General features: G+C 65.1%; 21 protein-coding genes. 12 read left to right on the top strand and 9 right to left on the bottom strand.

What is annotated here, in order from left to right; all coding sequences use genetic code 11:
• The first annotated feature begins 109 nt into the window (after nucleotides 1–109).
• The 5 genes from KF886_19620 (at nucleotide 110) to asnB (ending at nucleotide 10848) form a co-directional block, all read left to right on the top strand.
• The gene (locus KF886_19620) at nucleotides 110–2266 is read left to right on the top strand and encodes a sulfatase-like hydrolase/transferase (GenBank protein MBX3179572.1); all 2157 of its coding nucleotides are present in this window, start codon (nucleotides 110–112) and stop codon (nucleotides 2264–2266) included.
• Nucleotides 2267–2340: 74 nt separating this feature from the next.
• Nucleotides 2341–3096: a metallophosphoesterase gene (locus tag KF886_19615; protein MBX3179571.1), complete on the top strand. Its 756-nt coding sequence runs from the start codon at nucleotides 2341–2343 to the stop codon at nucleotides 3094–3096.
• Nucleotides 3097–3121: 25 nt separating this feature from the next.
• Complete coding sequence (locus KF886_19610; GenBank protein ID MBX3179570.1) at nucleotides 3122–5890, top strand: hypothetical protein; 2769 nt, start codon at nucleotides 3122–3124, stop codon at nucleotides 5888–5890.
• Nucleotides 5891–6551: 661 nt separating this feature from the next.
• Nucleotides 6552–8936 carry an endopeptidase La gene (gene lon / locus KF886_19605; protein MBX3179569.1) on the top strand — a complete coding sequence of 795 codons (2385 nt, stop codon included), beginning with the start codon at nucleotides 6552–6554 and terminating at the stop codon, nucleotides 8934–8936.
• A 22-nt stretch (nucleotides 8937–8958) separates the two neighbouring features.
• A complete protein-coding gene (asnB, locus tag KF886_19600) occupies nucleotides 8959–10848 on the top strand; it encodes an asparagine synthase (glutamine-hydrolyzing) (GenBank protein ID MBX3179568.1) in 1890 nt (629 codons plus the stop codon).
• A gap of 15 nt (nucleotides 10849–10863) precedes the next feature.
• On the opposite strand, the gene KF886_19595 is transcribed toward asnB, so the two are convergent.
• The 5 genes from KF886_19595 to KF886_19575 form a co-directional block, all read right to left on the bottom strand.
• On the bottom strand, nucleotides 10864–11298 hold the full coding sequence (locus tag KF886_19595; protein ID MBX3179567.1) for an HD domain-containing protein: 435 nt from the start codon (nucleotides 11296–11298) through the stop codon (nucleotides 10864–10866).
• Between the two features lie 13 nt (nucleotides 11299–11311).
• Entirely contained in the window at nucleotides 11312–11638 is a 327-nt protein-coding gene (locus KF886_19590) for a type II toxin-antitoxin system RelE/ParE family toxin (protein MBX3179566.1), read from the bottom strand.
• Nucleotides 11616–11909 carry a type II toxin-antitoxin system Phd/YefM family antitoxin gene (locus KF886_19585; protein MBX3179565.1) on the bottom strand — a complete coding sequence of 98 codons (294 nt, stop codon included), beginning with the start codon at nucleotides 11907–11909 and terminating at the stop codon, nucleotides 11616–11618. The genes KF886_19590 and KF886_19585 overlap by 23 nt, the downstream gene beginning before the upstream one ends.
• A gap of 95 nt (nucleotides 11910–12004) precedes the next feature.
• Nucleotides 12005–13621 carry a hypothetical protein gene (locus KF886_19580; protein MBX3179564.1) on the bottom strand — a complete coding sequence of 539 codons (1617 nt, stop codon included), beginning with the start codon at nucleotides 13619–13621 and terminating at the stop codon, nucleotides 12005–12007.
• A 105-nt stretch (nucleotides 13622–13726) separates the two neighbouring features.
• Nucleotides 13727–14896 carry a PLP-dependent transferase gene (locus KF886_19575; GenBank protein MBX3179563.1) on the bottom strand — a complete coding sequence of 390 codons (1170 nt, stop codon included), beginning with the start codon at nucleotides 14894–14896 and terminating at the stop codon, nucleotides 13727–13729.
• 206 nt (nucleotides 14897–15102) lie between these two features.
• On the opposite strand from KF886_19575, the gene crcB reads away from it, so the two are divergent.
• From crcB to KF886_19555, 4 genes are read left to right on the top strand one after another with little or no spacing between them, the layout of a single operon-like run.
• Entirely contained in the window at nucleotides 15103–15507 is a 405-nt protein-coding gene (gene crcB, locus KF886_19570) for a fluoride efflux transporter CrcB (GenBank protein ID MBX3179562.1), read from the top strand.
• A complete protein-coding gene (polX, locus tag KF886_19565; GenBank protein ID MBX3179561.1) occupies nucleotides 15500–17200 on the top strand; it encodes a DNA polymerase/3'-5' exonuclease PolX in 1701 nt (566 codons plus the stop codon). Before crcB ends, polX begins: the two co-directional genes overlap by 8 nt.
• Entirely contained in the window at nucleotides 17188–17865 is a 678-nt protein-coding gene (gene nth, locus KF886_19560) for an endonuclease III (GenBank protein ID MBX3179560.1), read from the top strand. The genes polX and nth overlap by 13 nt, the downstream gene beginning before the upstream one ends.
• Nucleotides 17855–18619 (top strand): CPBP family intramembrane metalloprotease, encoded by a 765-nt coding sequence (locus KF886_19555; protein ID MBX3179559.1) that lies wholly within the window; start codon nucleotides 17855–17857, stop codon nucleotides 18617–18619. Before nth ends, KF886_19555 begins: the two co-directional genes overlap by 11 nt.
• A gap of 9 nt (nucleotides 18620–18628) precedes the next feature.
• On the opposite strand, the gene KF886_19550 is transcribed toward KF886_19555, so the two are convergent.
• Nucleotides 18629–18985: a Rieske 2Fe-2S domain-containing protein gene (locus tag KF886_19550; protein MBX3179558.1), complete on the bottom strand. Its 357-nt coding sequence runs from the start codon at nucleotides 18983–18985 to the stop codon at nucleotides 18629–18631.
• Between the two features lie 224 nt (nucleotides 18986–19209).
• Between KF886_19550 and KF886_19545 the strand changes: the two genes are divergently transcribed.
• The 3 genes from KF886_19545 to KF886_19535 all read left to right on the top strand — a co-directional run bounded on the left by KF886_19545 (nucleotide 19210) and on the right by KF886_19535 (nucleotide 21827).
• Nucleotides 19210–19494, top strand: coding sequence for a DUF1858 domain-containing protein (locus KF886_19545; GenBank protein MBX3179557.1), 285 nt, complete (start codon nucleotides 19210–19212; stop codon nucleotides 19492–19494).
• 70 nt (nucleotides 19495–19564) lie between these two features.
• On the top strand, nucleotides 19565–19906 hold the full coding sequence (locus KF886_19540; GenBank protein MBX3179556.1) for an iron-sulfur cluster assembly accessory protein: 342 nt from the start codon (nucleotides 19565–19567) through the stop codon (nucleotides 19904–19906).
• 190 nt (nucleotides 19907–20096) lie between these two features.
• Nucleotides 20097–21827, top strand: coding sequence for a tetratricopeptide repeat protein (locus tag KF886_19535; protein ID MBX3179555.1), 1731 nt, complete (start codon nucleotides 20097–20099; stop codon nucleotides 21825–21827).
• 12 nt (nucleotides 21828–21839) lie between these two features.
• Here KF886_19535 and KF886_19530 read toward each other — a convergent pair whose 3' ends face one another.
• From KF886_19530 to KF886_19520, 3 genes are all read right to left on the bottom strand, one after another.
• Complete coding sequence (locus KF886_19530; protein MBX3179554.1) at nucleotides 21840–23048, bottom strand: hypothetical protein; 1209 nt, start codon at nucleotides 23046–23048, stop codon at nucleotides 21840–21842.
• A gap of 478 nt (nucleotides 23049–23526) precedes the next feature.
• Nucleotides 23527–23832, bottom strand: a complete 306-nt coding sequence (locus KF886_19525; protein MBX3179553.1) for an XRE family transcriptional regulator — start codon at nucleotides 23830–23832, stop codon at nucleotides 23527–23529.
• Between the two features lie 63 nt (nucleotides 23833–23895).
• Complete coding sequence (locus KF886_19520; GenBank protein MBX3179552.1) at nucleotides 23896–24237, bottom strand: type II toxin-antitoxin system RelE/ParE family toxin; 342 nt, start codon at nucleotides 24235–24237, stop codon at nucleotides 23896–23898.
• Nucleotides 24238–24289 lie beyond the last annotated feature (52 nt).

The following is a 24289-nucleotide window of genomic DNA, read 5'->3' as shown; positions in this document are numbered from 1 at the left end:
GGGAGTGTGGCCGTGGACAGCGTAAGGAAACGTCCGGGTTGGGTTTGGAGCACATGTGTACAGGCACGATGTCACGCCGCGGGCCAATTCGGCGCGCGGAGGGCAGCCATTGAGTTTCTTTCCGCTCTACCTCGCCGCACTGGGCATTTCGGCCGGGATAGTCGGCGCTTTCGGACGCCGGATCGTGGCGCTAGGCGGCTACGTCACGGATTTCGAGACCGGCATCGCGGCGGCGGTGATGGTGGCGTGCGGGTATATCGTCGTGCAGGCGGCCTACAGCGCGCTAATCCAGGCCATCAAGCCCTTCAAGAGCAAAGGGCCCCACCTGACGGAATGCCTTTCGCTGCTGATGGCGTTGGCGCTGGTTCCGTATCTCATGAATTTCCCGGTCCCGTGGCCCCACCCGAAGCTCGCCGAACTGGAACCGGCGATCTATTTTTTCGTCTTTCTGGCGCTGCACGGTTTTTTCAAGCTGGCGACGCTGTTCGCCGCGACCCAGGCCGTGCCGGGTACGCCCGTGCGCGCGATACCCTATGTGGCGATTGCCTTTGTGGCCACGATCAGCGCGCAGCAGGGCTTCGATCGATGGCACAGCGCGTTGAGCGTGGTGCGATCCGCTCCGCTGCCCGAAGCGGCGCCGGTCCGCGTGGGCGAGACGTTTGCGGACGCGCGGGCGCTGACCGAGGGCCTGCTCTACCGGCTCGACGCCGCGCCGCGCCAGGACGAACACCTGACGATGCGGTGGGCGAATCCGGGCGACGGCGTGGCGCCGCAGGACACGATCGTTGTAACGTGCAGTTTCTACGGCGCGGATTCGGATACGCCGATCGCGACGGTCGCGGAGAGCCTGGCGCTGGCGGAGGAGGGCTGGTTCGAATACCGGATTCCGGCGGGGGCGGCCCCGGAGGGCACAGCGTCCATCGGCCTGTTCTGGAACGCCGACGAGGAACCCGAATGGGTGCGGCGAACGGGTTTGCGCCCGGCGTATACCTCCGGCAAGCAAATGTATCTGTCGGGGCCCTACCGCCACCCCGCGCCGGCGTCTTCCCAGCGGCCGAACCTGGTGGTGATCCTGGTGGAGGGGCTGGGCGCCGACCACATGGAGCTGTTCGGCTATGAGCGCGAGACGTCGCCCCAGTTGCGGGCGCTGGCCGGCCGCGGCATCGTGTGGGAGAATGCGTTTACGCCGTGCCCGGATACGTTCAGCACGGTGATGAGCCTGTTTTCGGGGCTTCCGCCGATTATGCACGGGAACACCGGCGGGGAGGCGACGCCCCTGCCGCCGGGAACGGATTATCTGCCCGAGCGCCTGGCGGAGGCCGGCTACGCGACGATTGCATTCACGGAGGCCGAGGGCGCGGAGGTGCGGGATCTCGTGCATGGATCCGGGGTGGAACGCGGATTCCAGCTGTTCAACCCGCGGTACGCGCAACGACCGTTGCCGCACGACGGCGCGGGTCCGGCCCCCCTGGCGCCGGAGGGGTCGCGCGTGACGCTTACGAAGGCGGCGGAGTGGATCCAGACGCACCGCGAACACGAGCGGCATTTCCTATTCATCCGGCTGCGGGAATTACGCCGCCCGATGCCCCTGAAGCGTTACGGACAGGGCTTTATCAAGCCCTGGGAACGCGTGCCGCAGCCGCTGGACGTGTATGACACGGCGGTCCTGGATATTGATAAGCAATTGGGAATATTCCTCGACCGCCTGCGCGAAATGGGCGCTTTGAACGATACCGTAGTGGCGATCACGTCGCCCTACGGCCTGGATTTCTCGGAGCCGGGGCGTGGCGTGTGGCGCCGCGGCGGGCCGGGCGTGGCGCGGCTTACGGAAGAGTCGCTGCGGGTGCCGCTGATCGTGTCGCTTCCCGAGGGCATCGGCCGTACGCGGCGGGGGGCGGTATCGCTGGAGGGGCTCGGATCGACGCTGGCGTCGCTGGGCGGCGTCACGTTGCGGACGGCGCTCTCCGATCGAAGCCTGCTGGACCACACGCCGCCGGAGGATCCGATATCGGTGTTCGGAGATCCGATGGAATTCTCGCTTCGGACCACGGAATGGCGAATGAATTGGCAGTCGGGCCGGCGTCCGGGCAGCCTGGAGCGTGTAGGCTCTCCGGCGCCCGGGGCGCTGTATAACATCAAGGACTACCGGGAGACAAAATGGAACAAGGAATTCCAACAGCAGGAGCCACAAGTGGTGCGCACGCTGACCCGTGTGATCGAGGACTATCTGCAGCCGCATCTTTCGGCGGCCACGGCGGCGCGATAAAGCGCGTTCTCGCTTGCATCGGGTTTGCGCTGATCCGCCTGGCCGCGGGCGCCGCCGAACCCGCCGCCACATTTGTGCAGCTGTGCGACACGCAGCTGGGCATGGGCGGCTACGCGGCGGATCAGTCGCGCTTCGAGATTGCGGTGGAGTCCATCAATGCGCTGAAGGCGGATTGGGTGGTGATTTGCGGGGATCTGGTGAACGACGGCAACAACGATCAGGCGGTGGCCGATTTTCAGGCGATTGCGCGGGGTTTCGAGATGCCGTGCCATCTCGCGCCGGGCAACCACGATGTGGGCAACGAACCCACGTTGGAAAGCCTGAAGCGGTATCGGGACCAGTATGGCCCGGATTATTACGCGGTCCGCGAGGGCGGCGTGAAGCTGATGATCGTCAACACGCAGTTGTGGAAGGCGCCGGTGGCCGGTGAAAGCGAGGCGCACGACCGCTGGTTCCGGGAGGAGTTGGCCGAAAGCCAGGCCAGCGGCGCGCCAACGTTGCTCGTGAGCCATTACCCGCCGTTTACGGACAACCCGGGCGAGGACGAGAATTACTACAACCTCCCCCCCGCCACCCGGGCGGAGGTGTTGGAACTGGCGAAGGGCGCCGGGGTGAAGGCGTGGCTCGCCGGACACGTGCACAAGAATCTGGAGCGTGATTTCGAGGGAATCCCCGTGATCGCGTCGGCCACGACGAGCAAGAACTTCGACGGGGCGCCGTATGGATTCCGGGTCTGGACGCTGGGCGGCGATGGCGCGCTTTCGCACCGCTATGTGGCCCTGGAAATACCCGAAGGGCGCATTCCGGACGAACCGGCCGCGGCGGAGTGATCGCGCCGCCGGAAGGGAGCCGCGCATGGTGAGCACCGCATTGAGCGTTCCGCTGTTCCTGGCGTCAGTCGCCGCCGCCGTGCAGTATATCGAGTTGGCGGAGGGCTGGGAACACACGGTGCGGGGCCCGTGGTCGATGCGGGTGGACCAGCGCGATCTGCTGGCCATGCGGCACCCCTGGACCCCTAGCGAGGAGGGCAACTTCGCGATGGCGACGCGCACCGTGCAGGCGCCGGCGGACTGGGAAGGGCCCGTGCGGCTCGGGTTCTACGTCAGCGATGACTACCATACCGGCGCGGTTCCCGGGGCGCCTGCGGCGGATGCGTTTACCGCGCACCGCCGCAAGCAGGTGCTGGTGAACGACGCGCTGGTCTGGAGCGTCGATGTGAGCGATCCCGCCGTCCCGGGGGAATCGCCGTGGGTCGAAGTGGCGCTGCCCGAGCTTCCGGAATCACGGACGTTGCGCATTCAGCTTGTGGCCTTCGATTCGCGCGCGTCCGCGGAGACGGCCCGGGGCGACTACTACCGCCCCCCCACTCCCGGGCTGGCGCGCGAAACCGATCCGGACGCGACACGCTTCCGCACCACGGTGTACTGGGGCGATCTGGCGCTCATCTCGGGCGAAGAAACGCTGACGCCACGCCCGCGCCCGAGCGAACGGCGGGTGCTGGCGCGACATCACGAAACGTGGCCGCCGGTTCCGGACGCGGCATCGTGGCGGGGAAAAACGGTCGCGCTTTCCATTGCGGCGCCCGAGCATCTGCCCGCGCCCGGTTTCCCGCTGGAGATGGGCATCCCGTTTCCCGAAGGCGCGGTTCCGGGGCCGGGCGATTTTCGGTTGCGGCGGGGCGGCGCGCCGGTCTATGCACAGAAGACGGTCGAGTCGACCTGGCCGGACGGCAGCGTGCGCTGGGCCACGGTCCGACTGCCGGTGAAGCCGGGCGAACGCACGCTGGAGTTGAGTTTTCGGGAGGATACGGCGAGGGCCCCGGCGGCCCCCGAGATTCGGGACGAGGGTGATGGGACGGCGCAGATTGCGCTTGGAACGGTTGCGCTGGCGCTGGGCGCGGGCGATCCGATTCAGGCGGTGGCGTGGAAAGGCAAACCCGTGGTGGAGCGCGCCGGGATAGCGATGGAGCGCGGTGGCGTGGTGATTCCCGGGACGGCGGATGCCTGGCGGGTGGTGGAGGAAGGGCCGTTCTGCACCGTCATCGCGATCGACGGGCGCTTTGAGGGGCTGGAGCGCGCGCACGGGTCCTTCGTGCTGTACGTTTCGGCATACCGGGATCTGCCGTGGCTGAAGCTGTGGCTGCGGGTCTTCAACGACACGGCGGCCCCGCTTAATATCGCGCACCTGCGGCTGGAACTGGCGCTGGCGGATCCGCCGGAATCCCTGACGCTGCCCCACGGCGACGTGGCCGGTGATTTTGACCTCATTGCGGCCGGGCCGGATGGCTACCGGGCATCGGATAAGGAGCACACGGCGGACGGCCTGTTTTACGCGCAGTGGGCGACGGGCGCGCTGGCGGTGAAGCATTTTTACGAGCTGTTTCCGAAAGGCCTGTCGCGGGCCGGAAACACGATCGCGTTGGACTTGTTTGCGGGAGGCGCGTCTCCGATTACGCTGCACCCCGGCGAAGCCAAGAGCCACGAAGTCTGGCTGGGGCTCGGCGCGGTGGACGGCAGGGCGCTGGCGTCGGCCGTGGCCGAGTCGCCGATATTCCAGGCGCCGGAATATTACTGCAATACCGGCGTATTCGGGCCCGCGGCGCCCATCACGGCGGAAAGCGCGCTTGCGCGCCACCTGGCGGACACCTATGAGGGGAAGTCGTGGCGCGATCTCGGTCAGTCGCTGGGGCTGCGCCATTTTCCGGACAGCGCGTACCTGGACAACCCCCGGGTCTGGTCCAACAACTACAACGGCCGCATGATGGGGCTGTGGATGGCGTGGCTCATAACGGGAGACCGGGCGTGGTTTGACCGGGCGACAGCGATGTGCGCGCACCTGATGGATGTGGCGGTGGCGCATACCGAGGTTCCGGACGAGAACTGGATCGGCGCGATGCTGGGCCCCGGCCCGGACCACCGGGGCGGGCCCTGGAGCCCGATGCTGCGCGGCGAGGGCTTCGGACTATACGCGCGGCTCGCGGCGAATCCGGAAGCGAACGAGGCGTTCCTGGGGGTGGCCGACTATTGCGTCCGGTCGCGCGCGGGCCTGCGCGGCGAGACAGCGCGGCATGCGGCGGCTCCCTTCGCCACGGTTGTGGCCGCGTACCGGGAGACCGGCGAAATGACGTTCCTGGAGGCGGGGGCGGAGCGGCTTGCGACAATGCTGACGCGCGCCGATCGCCGGCGGGGCGTCTGGATCGAATGGCACGGATCCGAAAGCTATCCCGGGAATGTTCCCTGGATGGCGGCGCAGTTGGCGGGGCCGCTATGGAGCTGGTACCAGATGACGGGCGATGTGGAGGCGGCGCAATTGCTGGTGGGCCTGGCGGAATCGCTGATCTGCGAGGGGGGGCCGTGGGAGCCGCCCGGCGCAATGGCGACGTATTCGCCGAACCCGCGCTACCCGCGGGTGGCGTCGCTCGATCCGTTCATTATTCCGCTTATCGCGGCTGCGGGCGAGCTAACGGGGGACAGCCGGTTTGAGGAGGCGGCCCGCGCGCAGTGGGCGCACTGGAACAGCGCGCCGGAATTCGGATCGGTGTTCAACCTGTGGTGGCACTGGCCGTGGCTGAATTCGTGGGTGGCGGGGATTTCGGGGGATGACTTGGAAGCCGTCGCGCCGTGACGGGGGACGCCGGGTGAAAATAACGGCCTTGTTTGGTGGTGTGTGTATCGGATGTTTTGAAGGTGAGTGAAACTAGGGACGTGGTCAATTCGGACTGTTTTTTTTCGGGTGGAGTTCTGATATTGCCGATGAATTACCAGCGCTATGGAGCGGGCCTTCAGCCCTCATGGTATATCGGATCCCTTTGCCTGGGCCGATGGCCCAGGCTGGTTTGAAAAAGGCCTTCGGCCCTGAATATCGTTTCTTCAGCGCCGGTGGCGCACGATCATATCAGCCTGGGCCGCAGGCCCAGGAAGAGTGACGACGATTTCGGCCAGGGCTGAAAGCCCGTATCATGGTGGGTTTCCGGCGAACTGCAAAAACCGAGACTTTTCTTACTTCCCCACAGTCTGGGCGCGGTAATATCAGAACCGCACCCTTTTTTTCGGGAACGCTGGCTCGCCCTGCCGCAGACATGAGTGTCCGCGATCCCTGGTTGGGCGCCGCTGCTCCAGACGGCTGAAACGTTACACGATGTCCCGCAGGCGCCCTCGCGCCCTCGCTCCGTTTTGGCGCGGCGGCGGGGCGGGCGGTATACTATGCGCATGTGCATGGCCCCGTGTACTGTCTGGCGGGCGGGCCCGCGGCAGGGCGCCCCCTCCCGGTCCCGCCCACGTCCGTTATGAGGTTTTTTGCGACTGTGTCCGAGAATGATTCGAAAGATTCCGGCCTTCCGGTGCCGGTTCCGCGCGATTTTCCCGATGCGCTCCCGTTGGTTGTGTTGCAGGATCAGGTGGTGTTCCCGCTGGCGCTGGTGCCGATCGCGGTGCGATCGGAATCGGAGTTCCGGCTGATCAACGACGTGCACAACGGCGAGCACCTGGTGGCGATCTGCGCGGCGAAGGAGACCGGCGGCAAGGAAGGGAACCTGGCCGACATCTACGACGTGGGCTGCATCGCGCGGATCGTGCAGGTGCAGCAGCCGCCCAACGGCACGCTGAACGTGATGTTGCAGACGCTCAAGCGCTGCCGCATCACGGGCTTCATCCGCCGCGAGCCCTATCCCGTCGCGCGCATCCTCCCCATGGAGGACGTGATCAAGGACAAGCAGAAGCTGGATGCGCTCGCCGCGACCATCAAAACGCAGATGGCGCAGCTCATCTCCCTCTCCCCCAACATCCCGGACGGGGTCCAGGTGATCATCGAGTCCGTGGAGAATCCGAGCTACCTGGCGGACATGGTGGCGGGGAACCTCTCGATTTCCAACGAGGAAAAGCAGAAGATCCTGGCGCTGCCGGAGCCGCAGGAGCGGATCACGCGGCTGATGTACGTGTTGCAGCGGGAGCTGGAGATCATGGAGCTCTCCAGCAAACTGCACCAGAACGTGAAGAACGCCTTCGACAAGGGCCAGCGCGAGTTCTTCCTGCGGCAGCAGCTCCGCGCGATCCAGGAGGAGCTCGGTGAGGGCGAATCGGAGCGGTCCGACGCGGAGGCCTACCGGACGCGCGTGGAGGCGCTGGAGGTGGTTCCCGAGGTGCGCAAGGAGCTGCTGCGCGAGGTCGATCGCCTGGCGCGGCTGCACGAGTCCAGCTCGGACTACCACGTCATCCTCACCTACCTGGACACCGCGCTGGAACTGCCCTGGAATAAGTCCACGCGCGACCGCCTCAACATCAAGCGGGCCGAGGCCATCCTGAACGAGGACCACTACGGCCTGGATCGCGTGAAAAAGCGGATCCTGGAGTACCTGGCCGTGCGGAAGCTCAAGCCCGACGCGCACGGGCCGATCCTCTGCTTCATCGGACCGCCGGGCGTCGGCAAGACCTCGCTGGGCAAGTCGATCGCGCGGGCGCTCGGGCGCGAGTTCGGGCGTATGGCCCTCGGCGGCATGCGCGACGAGGCGGAGATCCGCGGGCACCGGCGCACCTACGTCGGGGCGATGCCCGGCCGCATCATCCAGATGGCCCGGAAAGTCCAGACCATGAACCCCGTGATCATGCTCGACGAGCTCGACAAACTGGGAAGCGATTTTCGGGGCGATCCCTCGTCCGCCCTCCTGGAGGTGCTGGATCCCGCGCAAAACAACACCTTTACGGACAACTACCTGAACCTGCCCTTCGACCTGTCGAAGTTCATGTTCATCGCCACGGCGAATGTCGGCGATACCATCCCCTGGGCGCTGCGCGACCGCATGGAGATCATCGAGATCGCCGGCTACACCCAGGAGGAGAAGTTCGAAATCGCGAAGCGCTACCTCGTGCCGCGGCAGCTCGAAGCGCACGGCCTCAAGGCCGCGCAGCTCAAGTTCACGCCCGCAGCGCTGAAGGAAATCATCGCCTCCTACACGCGCGAGGCCGGCGTGCGCAACCTGGAGCGCGAAATCGGCCACGTCTGCCGCGGGTGCGCCCGGAAATTCGCCGGCCGCCGGAAAAAGCCCGTCAGCATCACCGTCGAGGCGCTCCGCGAACACCTGGGGCCGAAAAAGGTCCAATACGACATGGCCGAGCGCACGCGCCTGCCGGGCGTGGTCATCGGGCTCGCGTGGACGGCGGTCGGCGGCGACATCCTCTTCATCGAGGCGACCCGCATGCCGGGAAGCGGCGAACTGATCCTCACCGGGCAGCTCGGCGACGTGATGAAGGAGTCCGCGCGCGCCGCGCTGAGCTACCTCCACGCCAACGCGGCCCAGTTCGGCGTCGACGAGGAGTCCTTCACGAAGTACAACCTGCACGTCCACGTTCCGGCGGGCGCCACCCCGAAAGACGGCCCCAGCGCGGGTGTGGCGATGCTCACCGCCATGTGCTCCCTCCTGCTGGGCAAACGCGTGAAGCCCGCCCTCGCCATGACCGGCGAAATCACCCTGCGCGGTTCCGTGCTGCCGGTCGGCGGCATCAAGGAGAAGGTCCTGGCGGCGTCCCGCGCGAAGGTGAAGGAAGTCATCCTGCCGGAATCCTGCCGCGCGATGTTCGAGGAGGAAGTCCCGGACAACGTGCGCGGGAAACTCACGGTGCATTTCGTCTCGCGCATGCACGAAGTGCTGGAAATCGCGCTGGGCTTGAAGGTTTGAGCGGCCGCGGGAGGACGGGGCCGTGTGTGGCATAGCCGGCCTGTTTGAATACGCCGGCGGGCGGGCCTCGCCGGAACTCGTCGAGGCCATGGCGGCATCCCTCGCGCACCGGGGCCCCGACGCCGGGGGGACCTGGGTTGAAGGGCCCATCGGCCTGGGCCACCGCCGCCTTTCCATCCTCGATCCCACGGAGGCCTCGAACCAGCCGTTGCGCGCCGACCGGGATCGCGCCGTCCTGACCTACAACGGCGAGATCTACAACTACCGCGAATTGCGCGCGGCGCTGGAGGCGAAGGGGCACCGTTTCACCACGCGGGGCGACACCGAAGTGGTTGCGCGGGCCTGGATGGAATGGGGCGCGGACTGCCTCGCGCGCTTCTCGGGGATATTCGCGTTCGCGCTGTGGGACGCGGCGGAACAGCAGTTGTTCCTCGCGCGCGATCCCCTGGGCGTCAAGCCCTTGTTTTACGCCGATGACGGGCGGCGCTTTCACTTCGCGTCGGAGATCAAGGCGATCCTCCGGGACCCCCGCGTGGACCGTACGCCGAGCGACGAGGGCCTGGACGCGTTCTTCACCTTCAGCTATTCCGCCGCCCCGCTGACCGGCTGGCGCGCGGTGCGGCAGATCCCCCCCGGCCATTACGCCGTGGTGGACGCGAAGGGCTGCGTAGAGACGCGCTACTGGGAAATCCCCTACCGCGATACCCCGGATTCACGCCCCTTCGGCGAGCAATTGGAGGAGTTCCGCGCGCTGCTCGACCGCGCCGTGACCCGCCAGCTCGTGAGCGATGTGCCCGTGGGGCTGTTTCTTTCCGGCGGGCTGGATTCCAGCACCGTGGCGGCCTCGGTTGCGCGCTCGGGCGGCGCCCGCCTCCAGGCCTTCAGCGCGGGCTTTGCGGAGCGCGCCTACGATGAGCGGCCCCAGGCGCGGATCGCGGCGGACGCGGCGGGCGTGGATCTGATCGAGGAAGTCCTGGATATCGACAGCGTCGCGCTGCTGCCGGAAATCGCCCGGCATATGGACGAGCCCACCGCGGACTCTTCGATGTTGCCGGTATACCTGCTTTCGCGCATGACCGCGCGGCACGTGAAGGTGGTGCTCGCGGGCGACGGCGCGGACGAACTCCTGGCGGGCTACGAGACCTACCGCGCGAGCGAATGGGCACGGTATTACCGGATGATCCCCGGCCCCGTGCGGCGCGGCCTGATCGCGCCGCTGTCCCACCGCATCCCCGTGGCCGACCGAAAATACAACCTGCACCAGGTCGCCACGCGCTTCGTCGACGGCGCCGAGGCGGGGCCGAACCGCGATCATGCCTCCTGGCGGCTCGCCTGCGGGGAGCGCGTGAAGGGCCGGATCTATACGGCGGACTTCCGCGCGCGGTGCGCCGCCTTCGACCCGGTGGCGCGCTACGCGTCGCTCATGGACGAGGTCCCCGCGAACTTTGGCCGGCTCGGGGCGCGGCTCCACGCGGATCTGCACTTTCACCTGCCCAACGACATGCTCGTGAAGGTCGATCGCATGAGCATGGCGCACGGGCTGGAAGTGCGGGTGCCCTTTCTCGATACGGATCTCGTCGCCTTCTGCGCCAACCTGCCCGCCGACGCGAAACTTCACCGCGGCAAGGTGCGCAAGCACATCCTGCGCGAGTCCCTCCGCGGCTTCTACCCCGACGCCCTCCTCGAACGCCCCAAAGCCGGATTCAACATCCCCCTGGAGGCCTGGATGCGGCAGCCGAAGATGCGGGACTTGCTCTTTGACGAGCTCGGCCGCGGGGACAGCGTTGCGCGGGACTATCTGGACGTGGCGGCGGTCGAGGCGGTGTGGCGGGAGCATGCGGCACGCCGGCGTGACCATGGACACGCGCTGTTTGCCGTGTTGATGTTTGCGTTGTGGTGTGGACCGCGGTAACGGGAGGTAGGCGCGTTATTCGCCGGCGATTGCCGCCAGGATCACCCGCCGCGCGCGCTGGTAGCGTTGCAGGCGCGCCAGGTCCTTCTCCTCCAGCTCCCCCAATCGGCGCAGGTCCAGGTTGTCTTCAATGTCCGCCAGCTTGACCCGCCGCGCGAGCGGGTTGGCCGCGCCGCGCGCGATGAAGTCTTCGTAGGGCTCGCCTTCGCGGCGGGTGAGGCCGTCCACCGCCGCCACGACGTTCTCGGAGAAGCCTTCCGCGCGGAGGGCCTCAAGCGTCCAGGGGGAGTCTTCCACCACATCGTGGAGCAGGGCGACAATCCGTTCGTCGGCCGTAGTCATCTGGTGCATGAGCCGCAGCGGGTGGAGGATATAGGGTGCGCCGCCCTTGTCGGTCATGCCCGCGTGTGCCTCTGCGGCGATAACGAGCGCGCGTTCGAGTGTGGCCATGGGGTACCTTGATCTACTTTCTGGGGAAGTCGTCTTTTTCGAGCGGTTTCTGGCGCGTATGGCGTACGTGATGAACTCGAACCTCATCTCCCTCGACGGTAAAGAGCACTCGATACGTATCGCGTCCCTTCCCGTAGATAAATTGGCGGACCTGTATGTTAAACGCGCGTGCCTCGTATGCAAGGCCGCATCGCAACGGTAGCTCTGAGAGCGCCTTTGTAGCAACTTCCAAATCAAGCAACCAGATAGCGGCGAATTCCAGAGAGCGTTCGGCTTTACCGAGCAATAATGCCTCGATGTCCGCGAGTGCTGTAGGACTAATCGAGACTCGGAATTCCATGCTTTTCTCGAAGGGCGGCGATGCCCTCTTGAAACGGTATTCCTTCGCCGCGCTCGAATTCGGCCATGGACGCCTTTACCGACGCGATGGCCTCGATGGAATCCAGCCGATCCAGAAGGGCCTGGTAGGCTGCGGCATCCTGTACGACCACCTCAGCTTTGCCGTCCACCGTCAAAACTTCGGGCTGGCCGCTGGACTTGAGCCGGGCGATGTGGTCCATGGCGTGTTGGGTGAACTCGACCAGGGTATAGGATTCTTGGGCTTGAATCATAGTAGTACTCCGCGGCGAAGGGCTGCCGTAAAGATTATGGTGCCACGGGCGGCGTGGGGAGTCAATATCGCGCCGCGACTTGCTTCGCTGGTGCATCAGGCGCCGGGCGTATTCACGATGGTGAAGGTATACAGGGTGGCGTTCTTGATGTTGAAGCGGATGTAAACCGGCTTGCCCTGGAGAGTGGAGAGATCGCCGGAACCGTTCCAGGTGATGGCGTGCTCGTAGAAATCGCCCAGCGGTTCCACGTCGCAGTCGTGGAATCCGAACCCGGGGTACGGCGACGCGCCGTAGTGCTCCTCCGCCGGCCGGAGAATCTCCGCGATGATGCGGCTCTCCTGGCCTGGCGGCGGATTGCCCTCGTGCGGGCGGATGTTCACGTGCAAGCGGTCCCCTTCCAGGAGGATCTGCCGGGTCAGCAGGTAGCCGCCCTCCGGGCCCGCCGCCAGCCCGGCGAACCGATCGCGCCCGATAAACGCCAGTCCCGTCCCGGTGAAACGCGGAATGTTCGTCTCGCCCTCGCGGCCGTGGAACGACTGTGTGGTGTTGCTGCCGCTGTAGTAGAGGTGAAAGCGATCCCCGTGCGGTATGATCGATCCGGCGTGGATCGACTGCGCGTCCCAGTCGCCCCGTGGCCCGTTGGGAATGAACGCGGGGCGCGCGGGCAGCCGCTCCCAGCGAAACCCGTCGCGGCTCCACATCAGTTGGTTGTGCACGGGCGCCGCAATCTTCAGGTTGTCCATCAGGCTCAGGAACCCGAAGAACATGCCGTGCCGCGCGAAGGCCGTGGCCCAGTCGATGTCCATCCGGTTGCCTACCTGCTCGAGGCGCGCGTCGTCCACCTCGTCCAGGATAGGGATCGCGCGCGGGTAAGTCCACGTGTGGCCGTCTTCGCTGGACGACACGGAAAAGCGCCGCTTGTTGTTGCGGTGGCCGTAGAACGGATCGTCGCGATTCTCCAGCGCGCGCGCCGGCGGGCGCCGGAAAAGCAGCCAGCGATCCCGCGCGCCATCCCGGACCAGCGAATACGAGCCGTCCGAGGCCCCGCGGAAGAGGACGGGATCCTCGTCCAGGGTCCAGCGCTTGCCATCCGGGGAGTGCATCCGCACGATGCAGCGGATCGACTCTCCCGGCGGAACCGTCTTCACAAGCGCGGTATACCGCCGGGACGGATCCGCGGCGGCGGGATCGAGAATCACTTCCTCCAGCAGGGCCGTTTCCCGATCGGCGTGCAGCACGGTGTTGGTGGGGCGGCCGTCGAAGGGGAACAGGTCCAGCGCGGGCTTTTCCCACGTGATCCCGTCCCGGCTCTCCGCGTAGAGGGTGTCATAGTTGTAGTTCGTCCCGGATCCGTTCCGGTCCGGCTCAATGCGGTAGGTGACGTACCAGCCCTTAAACACCGCCTCCTCGGGATCATAGACAACGTGGCGGAGGTTGGCCCCGGAGAAGTTCAGCGACGCCTCCTCCCAGGGCATCGTTTCCCCGATGCGGAGTGGATTCCCGGCGTACTTCTCCACCGGGCCGACCACGCGATCCAGCGCATACCGGTCCTCAACCAGGAAATCGTCCACCAGGAACTGGGGCTTGTTGCCGATGCGCAGCGGCGCGCCCGAGAAGTATGCCTCCCGCCAGCCGGCCGCCTCCGCCATCGCGGGCGGCGGATGCACAACGATTGCAAGAAGAATCAGGGCGGGTAGTCCAATTGCACGCATGCTGCGGCTCCTTCGATAGACGTATTGGCGACATACTGACACGTGGCCGCGCGCGAGTCAATCAACAGGAAGCGCCCAACAAGGACTCTGACCGTGCGTACCCGCCTATCCCAGCGCCCGCGCGAAATCGGCGATCAGGTCGTCAATGTCCTCCAGGCCCACGGACACGCGCACGAGGTTCGCGGCGATGCCCATGTCCCTGCGCGCCTGCTCGGGGATCGTCCCGTGGGTCATGGTCCAGGGGTATTCGATCAGCGATTCAACGCCGCCGAGGGACACAGCCTGCGAGAAGAGCTCCAGCTTGCCGAGGAGGGCGTAGGCCTCGTCCACGCCGCCCTTCACGTAGAACGAAAAAGTCCCCCCCGCGCCGCGCGCCTGTTTCTTGTTTAATTCATACTGCGGGTGGCTCGGCAGTCCGGGATAGAGCACTTTTTCGATCTTCGGGTGCGCCTCGAGGTATTCCGCGAGGGCCTGCGCGTTCTTCACGTGCGCTTCCATGCGCAGGGCGAGCGTCTTGATGCCGCGCAGCACGAGAAAGCAGTCCCAGGGCCCCTGCACCGCGCCGATGGCGTTCTGCAGGAAGTAGATGCGCTCGCCGAGCGCGGCATCTTTCACCACCACGCCGCCGCCAACCACGTCGGAGTGGCCGTTGATGTACTTGGTCGTCGAATGCACCACGATGTCGATGCCGAGGTCGAGGGGGTTCTGCAGGTAGGGCGACAGAAACGTGTTGTCCACCACGGTGAGGATATTGTTCGCCTGCCCGATCTTCCCCAGCGCCTCCAGGTCCACCACGGTCATCAGCGGGTTTGTGGGCGATTCGATCCAGATCATCTTCGTGTTCGGCTTAATCGCGTGGCGCACGGCGGGCAGATCATTGAGGTTGATCAGATCGATCTCGATGCCCTTGTTCTTCATCACGCTCATGAGCACCCGGTAGGTGCCGCCGTAGCACTCGTTGCTCGCGATCAGGTGGTCCCCCGCCTCCAGCAGCATGAGCAGCGTCGTCTCCGCCGCCATGCCCGTGGCGAACGCGAAGCCTCGCGTCCCGTTTTCCAGCGACGCCAGGCATTCCTCCAGCGCCTTGCGCGTCGGGTTGCCGGAGCGCGAATAGTCGAATTCGCCGGCGTCGTCGGGGGCGTTGAAGGCGAAGGTGGAGGTCTGATAGACCGGGGTCATCACGGCGCCGTGGAGCGGGTCGGGGCCCTGGCCGGCGTGGATGGCGCGGGTACGGAATTGCACGGGGTTTCTCCTGAATCGGGGTTTGCGCGGCATTGTAGCAGTTGGGCGTGGAGCGTTGACAGCCTGGACGGGGTGGACAGAGTGGACAGAGTGGACGGGGTGGACAGAGTGGACGGGGTGGACGGAGTGGACGGGGTGGACGGGGTGGACGGGGTGGACAGAGTGGACGGGGTGGTTTGCATTTTTTTGTCCCGACGCCCTAGACTTGTGGCTGCTGGATCCTCCCTGGAAAGTCCCCCGTGAACAGCAGTCTCTCCTTCAATATCCTCGTCGTCGCCCTGTCGGGCGCCTTGGGCGCGCTCGCCCGCTACGGCGTCTACGGCCTCGTCCGCCACCTGGGCTGGCAGGGCTTTCCGTGGGCCACCTTCCTCGTGAATATGATCGGGTGCCTGCTCTTCGGCATCTTCGTGTCCGTGGCGGAGCACCGCATTCCCTTCGCGGATCACACGAAACTGGCGGTCCTCGTGGGGTTCATGGGCTCCTTCACCACCTTTTCCACTTTCGCCGTGGACGCTGGCGCATTGCTGCGGGAGGGCCAGGTCGGCCTCGCCGCGGTCTACGTTATCGGCCAGAACGCGCTCGGCATCGGCCTGATTTTCCTCGGGTTGTATGCGGGCCGCTATGTGGGAGTCACCCATGGATAAGAAAGCGGTGGCGTCGGCCCTCGACGAAATCGCCATGCTCATGGAGCTCAAGGGCGAGAACCCGTTTCGCGTCCGCTCCTACACCAACGGCGCCCGAACGCTGGAGGGCCTGCAAGAGGACCTGGCCACCATCGTGGCGGAAGGACGCCTGCGCGAAATCAAGGGCATTGGCGAGGGGCTTGCCGCGATCATCACCGAGCTCGTGGAAACCGGCGAGAGCGCGGATTTGAAGAGCCTGCGCGCCGAGTTTCCGGAGAGCATCTACGAGCTCTTCGCCATTCCCGGGCTCGGGCCGAAGCGCATCAAGCAGGTCTACCAAGCGCTGGGCATCGATTCGCTCGACAAGCTGGAGGCCGCCTGCCGGAACGATGAACTCAAGCCCCTCAAGGGCATCGGCGCGAAGATGCAGGCGAAAATCCTGGAGGGCATCGAATTCGCGCGCGCACACACCGGCTCCTTCCATTTCGATAAGGCCGAGGCCCAGGCCGAGGCGCTCGTGGCGTTCCTGAAGGACTCCGGTCTGGTGGCGGAAATCGCCGTGACCGGGAGCCTGCGGCGGCGCAAGGAAGTGATTAAGGACATCGACCTGGTGGCGGTCGCAAAGGACCCCGCCGCGCTTATGCGGGCGTTTGTGGAGGCGCCTGGAGTGAAGCAGGTCGTCGGCCATGGCGAGACGAAATCCTCCGTGCGCTTCGAAACCGGCATCGGCGCGGATCTGCGCGTGGTGGATGCGGCGGAATTCCCCTACACCCTGCTCCACTTCACCGGCAGCAAGGAGCACAACGTCGTCCTGCGCCAGCGCGCAAAAGAGCGCGATCTCAAGCTGAACGAGTACGGCCTGTTCACGAGCGATGACGCGCTGGTCCAGTGCAAATCCGAGAAGGAAATCTACAAGACGCTCGACCTCCCCTTCATCCCGCCGGAATTACGCGAGGATCGCGGCGAATTCGAGCCGAAGAAGACGCCCCGCCTGCTGGAGGAAAAGGACCTCAGGGGGCTCATCCACTGCCACACCACCTACAGCGACGGCAAGAACACCCTCGACGAAATGGTGGAGGCCACCCGGGAGCGTGGCTATGAATACATGCTCATCACCGATCACAGCCAGTCCGCGGGCTACGCCGGCGGCCTGAAGCCGGATCGCGTGAAAAAACAGCAGGCGGAAATCGCCGCACTCAACAATAAACTCAAGGGCTTTCGCGTGCTCTCGGGGATTGAGTCGGACATCCGCATCGATGGCTCGCTCGATTACGACGAGGACGTGCTGGCTACTTTTGACCTGGTGATCGCGTCGGTGCACAACAAGCTCGACATGGACGAGGAAGAGGCCACCAAACGCGTCATCGCGGCCATCGAGAATCCCTACACCGCGATCCTCGGCCACCCCTCCGGCCGTCTGCTCCTGTCGCGCAAGGGCTTTCCGCTCGATTACGAGAAGGTCTTCGACGCCTGCGTGGCCAACAAAGTGGCGGTTGAGATCAACGCGAACTGCAAACGCCTCGACATCGACTGGCGCCACATCCGCCATGGGCGTGACAAAGGCGTGCTTTTCTCCATCGGCCCGGATGCCCACAGCGTCGCGGGGCTGGACTTCGTCCGCTACGGCGTCGGCATCGCGCGCAAAGGCTGGCTGGAGAAGGAACACTGTATCAACTGCTGGACGGCCGAGGAATTGCTCGCGTGGCGAAAGTAAGCCGGTCGAAAGCAGCGCAGCAGGCGCGCGCCCGGGAGGTCTACGCCCGGCTCGTCGATCTTTACCCCGACATCCGCTGCACCCTGGATTACCACAGCCCCTTCCAGCTCCTCATAATGACCGCGCTCGCGGCCCAGTGCACGGATGCCCGCGTGAACATCGTCTGCCAGGATCTTTTCCCCAAATACCCCACGCCCCAGGCCTTCCTCGACGCCGATATCAAGGATATCGAGCGTATGATCCACTCCTGCGGCTTCTACCGGCAGAAGGCGAAGAACATCATGGCCACCTGCAAGAGCCTCGTGGAACAATTCGGCGGCGAGGTGCCCCAGACCATGGAGGAACTCGTCCAGCTGGCGGGGGTGGGCCGAAAGACCGCCAATGTGGTGCTCGGGGAGTGCTTCGGACATCAGGGGGTCATCGTGGATACCCACTGCACGCGCCTCACGAACCGGCTCGGCTTCACCAAGAACCAGGACGCCGTCAAGATCGAAAAGGACCTCATGAAGGTTTGGCCGCCTGAGCACTGGACGCTGTTTTCCCACTTCATGGTGTTCCACGGACGGGCGGTATGCACGGCGCGGGCCCCGAAATGCTCACAATGCGCCCTCCGGGACCTCTGCCCCTTCCCGGACACGGCGGAAGGCAAGAAGATTGCCAAGTAGCGCCAAACCAACACATACAGATACCGGGGGCGCGACGATAGCGCCCGGGCGGACCCTGGTGGTGCTGCTGTATGTCGCCGTCGTACTCACCGTCGACACCCTCGCCGCGACCCGAACTGCGTGGCCGCTGAACTGGGGCATGTTCTCCTGGCATCTGGGCAACATCCTCCCGGCGACTCAAAGCGGTTTTTTTGCGCGTTTTGATCTGTTTAAGTTTATATTCTGGCTTTTGATCCCCGTTTGCGCCTGCCTGCCGCGCATGGACTGGGCCTATCTCCTCCGGGGGCCCTGGAAACGCCCCGATCTCGTCTTTCTCGCCGCGATCGCCGCCGCCGGCATGGCGGCCATGTTCCTCATTCCCCTCGTGCCGGCCCTGCGCGAGTTCTACCCACCCCGATCCGACCTGCCCCTGGCGGTCCGCCTGCATTTTTTCGCCATCCAACTGGTCTGGACCCTTTCGTGGGTCGTCGGCTGGGAGTTTCTCCACCGCTACGCCCTCCTGCGAGCGGTGCAGCGGGAGCCGCTGGACGGCGGGCTGCCGGGATGGCGCGGGTCCCAATGGGGGTGGCTGCTGGTTCCCCTGGCCGAGACGCTCTACCACCTGCAGAAAGCCTGGCTGGAGGCGGCGGGGATGTTCGCGCTTTCCCTCGTGCTGACGTGGTGGTGCCTGCGGCGGCGAAACTGGCTGCTAGCGCTGGTTGTGCACCTGATCATCGAGGTGGAACTGCTGCTGTTCCTCACCTTCTTCGGGTAGCGCCCCGCCCTACCGCAACGGGGGCCCCCAGTCCTCCGGAATCGGCTCCGCATCCAGCGGACGGAGCGAAACGTAGATATCGTCCCCCTCAATCCGGATCCCGTGGCGCCGGAGGCACGCGCTGCTGCCGCGGAGGCATTCGCCGGTCACCAGGTTGTACTTCCAGCCGTGCCAGGGGCAGGTCACGACATCCCCCTCCATCCGGCCCTGGGTGAGATCGGCGTTTTCGTGCTTGCAGCCCACCTCCGTGGCGATGAACGAGCCGTCGGGCAGCTTGATAATGCCCACCGGGCGCGCCAGCAGCCGGTACGATCGGATGCGCGTATGTGCGAAGTCCTGTATGTGGGCAAGTTTGACGTAATCCACGGCGGCGATCTCTGCGGAAGGAATGTTTCGGGGATTATACGTGTTTACAGGGGTTAACAGCCAGTGTGCCGGCTGATCAGGCGGATTGTCGGGGGGCGCAACGTTGGCGCGAGCCGGCGTAATTCGTTATAATACAAGCGGATAGCTTTTCGGCGCCGTGCTGCTTGTACCTGCGATGGCGCGGCATATCGCGCGCCGTCCGACCCCTGGAAATGAGGTGCTCCATGCTCGAAGCGAAAGACAAGTACTTCCGGCTCGATATGCCGGTGGCCGAGGCGATGGCGATGCATCCCCGCGTTGCCGAGGTCTTTGCGGCGTTTCACCTGGGCGGATGCTCGCACTGTGGTATCGCCCACTATGAAACCATCGAACAGGTGTGCATGGGCTATGGCGTGGACGCCGAAGTGCTGCTGGAGGTCCTTGAGGGCCTCATGGAGCACGACCCGCAGGAGCATGCCGCCGCGGCCCCGTCCACCAGCCCGGGCGAATCCGGCGCGGACGCCGAGTAAACCAGAAAACCCACACCGCGAGGCGCACTGCGCGCCACAGGAGACAGAAATGACCGCCACCGACACGACGATGGAACCGCCCAAGGCGCTGGTGAAGGCCACGCCCGACGCCATTGCCGCGCTCCGCGCCATGAAGGACGGGCCCGAGGCCGCCGGCAAGGAAGGCGTGCGGCTCGGGGTTAAGGGCGGCGGCTGTTCCGGCTTTTCGTACGTGCTCGATTTCGATAACCCGCGCGAAGGCGACAACACCCTGGAGCAGGACGGCGTGAAGTTCTTCATGGACCGCAAGTCCGCGATCTATCTCAAGGGCATCGTGCTCGACTACCGCGCCGGCCTGCAGGGAAAAGGCTTCGTCTTCCAGAACCCCAACGCCACAAGCACCTGCGGCTGCGGGGAATCGTTCTCGGTATAGCGCCCGGGAGGCTTCAGGGACAGCAGGGGCTTCAGCGGCGCCAGGGACGATTAGATAAATTCTCCTTATGCGCTTACGTCGGCTAATCCCATCGCAATCCTGTATGATTATAGTCCCTGTTGTCGCTGCCGTCCCTGAAGTCCCTGCAACCCGCGTCCATTTCACCCTTCACCCTTCAGACTTCCCCCCGATGCCCATCCTCCGAGAAATAGAAGCAGTCCGCAAGAACGCCGGCATTTGGATGCGCGACGACTACACCGTCGTGCAGTTCACCGGCAAGGACGCGGGCGCCTGGCTTCACGCGCAGACCTCGAACGATGTGGTCGGCCTTCGCTCCGGCCAGGGGAACATGCAGGCGATCCTCGATCGCCAGGGGCGCGTGCAGGCCTTTTTCTCGCTGCACCGCTGGGAAGACGAGTTCTGGGCAATCATCGAGAAGGCGCAGTTCCCGGCCCTGATGGCGCGCGTGGAGTCCCACCTCTTTCTGGAGGACGTCGCGGTCGAGGAGGTTGGCGCGGACACCCCCCAAATCCTCCTGGAAGGCCCCCGCACCGTCGTGCTGCTCGCGAACCAGCACGAGGATCCCCTCGAAGCCGCGCGGCATCTTCCGACCGCGTTGCACGCCTTCGCCCCCATACGCATCTTCGATCACGAGGTGCTCGTGTTCCGCCAGACCGAATCCGGCGAGGACGGATTCCTCCTCCTCCCCGCGCCCGGCGAGGCGGAATCGCTCTACCAGAAGATCGAGGACGCCGGCTACGACTTCTTTCTGATGCCGGTCGGCCCCGAGGCGCGCGACACCCTCATCCTAGAATCCGGCATGCCGCGCTGGAACGGCGGCATCGACGGCGAGTGCATCATCGCGGAAACACCCCTGGCCGATTGCGCGGTGAGCTATGAAAAGGGCTGCTACCTGGGCCAGGAGGTCGTGGCGCGGCTCAAGGCCTACGGCAGCCCGAAACAGCGGCTCGTCGCACTGCTCGTGGACGACGACGGCGCCCCCATGCCGCCGCCCGGCGCAATCCTGCGCGACGGCGACCGGAAAGCCGGGCGCGCCGCGCGCGGCGGCTTCTCCCCCACGCTCAACGCCTGGCTGCTGCACGCCTACCTCGACCGCGACCACCGGACCTCCGGCGCGCGCTACACCCTTCAGCCGGAGGGCGGCGACGCCCCGATCCGCGGCGTGCTCGCGCATCTGCCCGCCTGGCAGCCGCCGTCGCGCCGGGAGAATGCGCAGCGCTACTACGACGAAGCCCTGGGCCATTTCGAGGCCGACGCGCGCGACGAGGACGACACCGCCATACAAATCCTCATGGAAGTCCTGCTCCTCGCGCCGGATTTCGAGGACGCCTACGAGGCCCTCGGCGTCATCCTCCACCGGCACCACCGCGTCGAGGAGGCCATCCGCTTCATGAAAAAGCTCGCCGAACTCAATCCCAACTGCGTCATGGCCCACACCAACCTCTCCGTCTTCTACATGACCCAGGGCCGCATCCAGGAGGCGGAAGACGAGAAGGCCATCGCCCACCAACTCGAATTCAAGCAGCAGCTCGACGCGCGCCAGGCCGAAAAAGCCGCCCAGGCCGAGCGCGCGCGCATCCAGGCCGAAGCCGAACAGCGCATCGGCATGTTCCTCGAAGTCCTCGAAATCGACCCCGAGGACCCCGTCGCCACCATGGGCCTCGGCCAGGCCTACATCCAGCTCGACCGCCACGCCGACGCCATCCCCCACCTCGAAACCGCCACCCGCGTCCAGAAGGACTTCTCCGCCGCCTACCTCAACCTCGGCAAATGCCACGAAGTCCTCGGCAACACCGAAGCCGCCCGCGAAGCCTACAAAACCGGCATCGAAGTCGCCGGACGCAAAGGCGACCTCATGCCCATGCGCGAAATGGAGCGGCGGTTGAAGCAGTTGGGCTGAGAAGCGCCATAGTCAATTCGCCGGAGTCGCCCCGCGTGTTGCCTCGCTGAAGCGCCGCGCAAAATCCATCATCATAGCCGCCCAGTCCCCGTACCGGTCGTCAGGCCAGATCATGTCCGGGTTGTTCATTCGGTGAGCCTGACCACCGTCCATTCGAAAATTCCAGGCGGGCTTGTAGGTCGGAAAGGCGACCGTAATCGTGCCCTCCTGGTCCATCGCGACCGGCGTGCCAGTGGATACGGCCCGTTCACCCGGACGCGCCGGCGAATCCCACGGCGGCAACGCGCGCGTCTCCCAGGTCATCGCCTCGCGTTCCAGGCCGGGTTTCCCGTCGGGCTCCACTTCAGGCAGCCCCTCAAACCACGCCAGATACTCCGACTGGATGGCCTGTTGTTCCGGCGTCCAGTTCGAAGCGTCACCATCCCCGATAACGCGGTCCACAATCCGGAACATGAGCGTCTCGTTCGAGTAGCTGGAAAGCTCAAACGCCGTCTCGAATGCATCCAGATAGGCCGGCAAGCCCTCGGCGATCGAATACCGCGCGATCAGCAGTCCCGCCACATTGATTCTGAACCCCAGCGGGGTCGGCAGATCGGACTGATCCTCAAGAGAGGGCCGGTGCACCGCATCGCCAGGGATACGAAGTCCCGTAGGATACACGTTGCCCTCGTGCTCGATTACTTCTCGAACGCCGCGCTCCTCAATCATCCGGGAGAGCTTCTCGGTGTCGCTTCGCAGCTGATCCAGCACCAGGGCGATCTGGCCGGCGTCCGGCGCCGGATCAAATTCGGCCACGAGCCGCGCAAACCGCCGGGAAAGGGAAAGGACCATGAGATTACCGCGGGTGCCCGGCGTCCCGTTACCGGTGAAATTGCCCACCATATAGAACGTGTTCATCCGGTCGGCGAGATCGTACAAGGTCTCCGCCGGGGTCTCGTTCCGAATAGCGTCAATTTCAAAAAGGCTGTCGTTCCGCCACCCATGCTTCAGGTCAGCCAGGGTCGCCCTTTCCCCTTCGTTCTCGCCGGGGTCACCCGCGCCCTTTTCCGGCGCTATCTCCCGTTCGGGGCGCGTCGATTCGCGCGCTGGTGCGTCGTTCGCCGCCACGACGCTATGATTCTCGAGGGTGGAAGGGCTCGTTCGGGCCATCCATACGCCAAGCACGATCAACAGGCCAAGTATCAGTCCCGCCAAAAGGACGCGCCGCTTTCTGGCTTCCATTCCGGTTTTCATCATCCGCAATCGGTCCCCTCTGGCCCTCACGCCATCCATTTCCCGGGCGGCCCCGCAACGCGCACAGGATCCCGGCGCCCGCCACCGGCCCGATGGACGCCGCTACCGCCCCCGGATAAGCCGCCCCGCCCTCCGGAAGGCGCCGCCAAACAGCCGCAACAACATGTCCACCGTCGACTGGGTCGATTCCGCGATCGCCTCAAACATGGTCCGCCTGCGCTCCTCTTCCCCCCTGGCCCGGGGGTGTCCTGCTAAGGGATACCACTGGGGCAGCCCTTTGTTACAGGGCGCCCGTCCCGATACGGGAACTACCGTGTCTTCGCGGAAACGGACGCGGGAGCGCGCGGTTTATTCAATTCGCGGCGGCCAGGCGAGCGGAGGGGGCTTGGGGGGCAGAGCCTTGGGCCGGTGCGGGATTCTGAATCACGGGAGCTCGCACACCTGCCCGCCCGATGCGGTCCCCTTGTTAAACAGCCCGCAATTCGGCCTTCTCGCGCCGCGCCGGCTTGGAAGCCATCCTGACGTACACGTCGATGTCCAAGCGGTTCAGGTAGGTGAAAAGGCGATCGAGGGTATAGCCTTTCAGGCGCCCGCAGACGATATCGCTTACCTTTTGCGCCGGCAGGCCGAGGAGTTTCCCGGCCTCTTTCTGGGTAATCCCCCGACGTTCGATGGCCGCTTTTATTTCGATGGCGACATCGGCCTTCAGTCTTGCCAGCTCGGGATTTCTGATTCCCAAGTCCGCAAAAACGTTCCCACAACGCTCCACCATGGTATCCCGAGTCCGACTGTCCCTGGCCTGATTCATGGTGTGTTACTCCCAAGGCGGATATTGTCAACCGCCATATTTCTCTCTGGTCGCGATCAAGCGTTGCCGGAGCAGGTCAAGTTCTTGTTTGGGCGTGGAGATTCCTCGCTTCGACTTCTTCTTAACCGCGTGCAAAATACATATTCGAGATGGGATCAGCGTCGTATAGAAAACGCGATAGGCACAACCCTCGTACCGGTCCCGGATCTCCAGTACGCCCGCGCCATGAAACCCGGTGAGGACCTTTACCTTCTCGTGTTTTCCGCCTCGCTGTGCCTCGTATAGTGCATGTGCTACCTCTCGTCGGACATCATAGGGGAACGCTTTCAGACGCTTTCGGGTATCAAATTCGAATGACAGTTCCTTCATGCGTGCGCCCCCAGTTTTTAATTGAGCACAGAAGAACTATACCTGAAATGGT

The organism is Candidatus Hydrogenedentota bacterium, from assembly GCA_019637335.1.
GTDB lineage: Bacteria > Hydrogenedentota > Hydrogenedentia > Hydrogenedentales > JAEUWI01 > JAEUWI01.
This window is presented reverse-complemented; position numbering and strand designations above follow the sequence as displayed.

Bases quoted from the DNA above. Each gene is read 5' to 3' on its own strand.
- KF886_19610 (MBX3179570.1), top strand. From the start codon at position 3,122: ATGGTGAGCACCGCATTGAGCGTTCCGCTGTTCCTGGCGTCAGTCGCC.
- lon (MBX3179569.1), top strand. From the start codon at position 6,552: ATGAGGTTTTTTGCGACTGTGTCCGAGAATGATTCGAAAGATTCCGGC.
- KF886_19595 (MBX3179567.1), bottom strand. From the start codon at position 11,298: ATGGCCACACTCGAACGCGCGCTCGTTATCGCCGCAGAGGCACACGCG.
- KF886_19590 (MBX3179566.1), bottom strand. From the start codon at position 11,638: ATGGAATTCCGAGTCTCGATTAGTCCTACAGCACTCGCGGACATCGAG.
- KF886_19585 (MBX3179565.1), bottom strand. From the start codon at position 11,909: ATGATTCAAGCCCAAGAATCCTATACCCTGGTCGAGTTCACCCAACAC.
- KF886_19580 (MBX3179564.1), bottom strand. From the start codon at position 13,621: ATGCGTGCAATTGGACTACCCGCCCTGATTCTTCTTGCAATCGTTGTG.
- KF886_19575 (MBX3179563.1), bottom strand. From the start codon at position 14,896: ATGCCGCGCAAACCCCGATTCAGGAGAAACCCCGTGCAATTCCGTACC.
- polX (MBX3179561.1), top strand. From the start codon at position 15,500: ATGGATAAGAAAGCGGTGGCGTCGGCCCTCGACGAAATCGCCATGCTC.
- KF886_19545 (MBX3179557.1), top strand. From the start codon at position 19,210: ATGCTCGAAGCGAAAGACAAGTACTTCCGGCTCGATATGCCGGTGGCC.
- KF886_19540 (MBX3179556.1), top strand. From the start codon at position 19,565: ATGGAACCGCCCAAGGCGCTGGTGAAGGCCACGCCCGACGCCATTGCC.
- KF886_19535 (MBX3179555.1), top strand. From the start codon at position 20,097: ATGCCCATCCTCCGAGAAATAGAAGCAGTCCGCAAGAACGCCGGCATT.
- KF886_19530 (MBX3179554.1), bottom strand. From the start codon at position 23,048: ATGGAAGCCAGAAAGCGGCGCGTCCTTTTGGCGGGACTGATACTTGGC.
- KF886_19525 (MBX3179553.1), bottom strand. From the start codon at position 23,832: ATGGTGGAGCGTTGTGGGAACGTTTTTGCGGACTTGGGAATCAGAAAT.
- KF886_19520 (MBX3179552.1), bottom strand. From the start codon at position 24,237: ATGAAGGAACTGTCATTCGAATTTGATACCCGAAAGCGTCTGAAAGCG.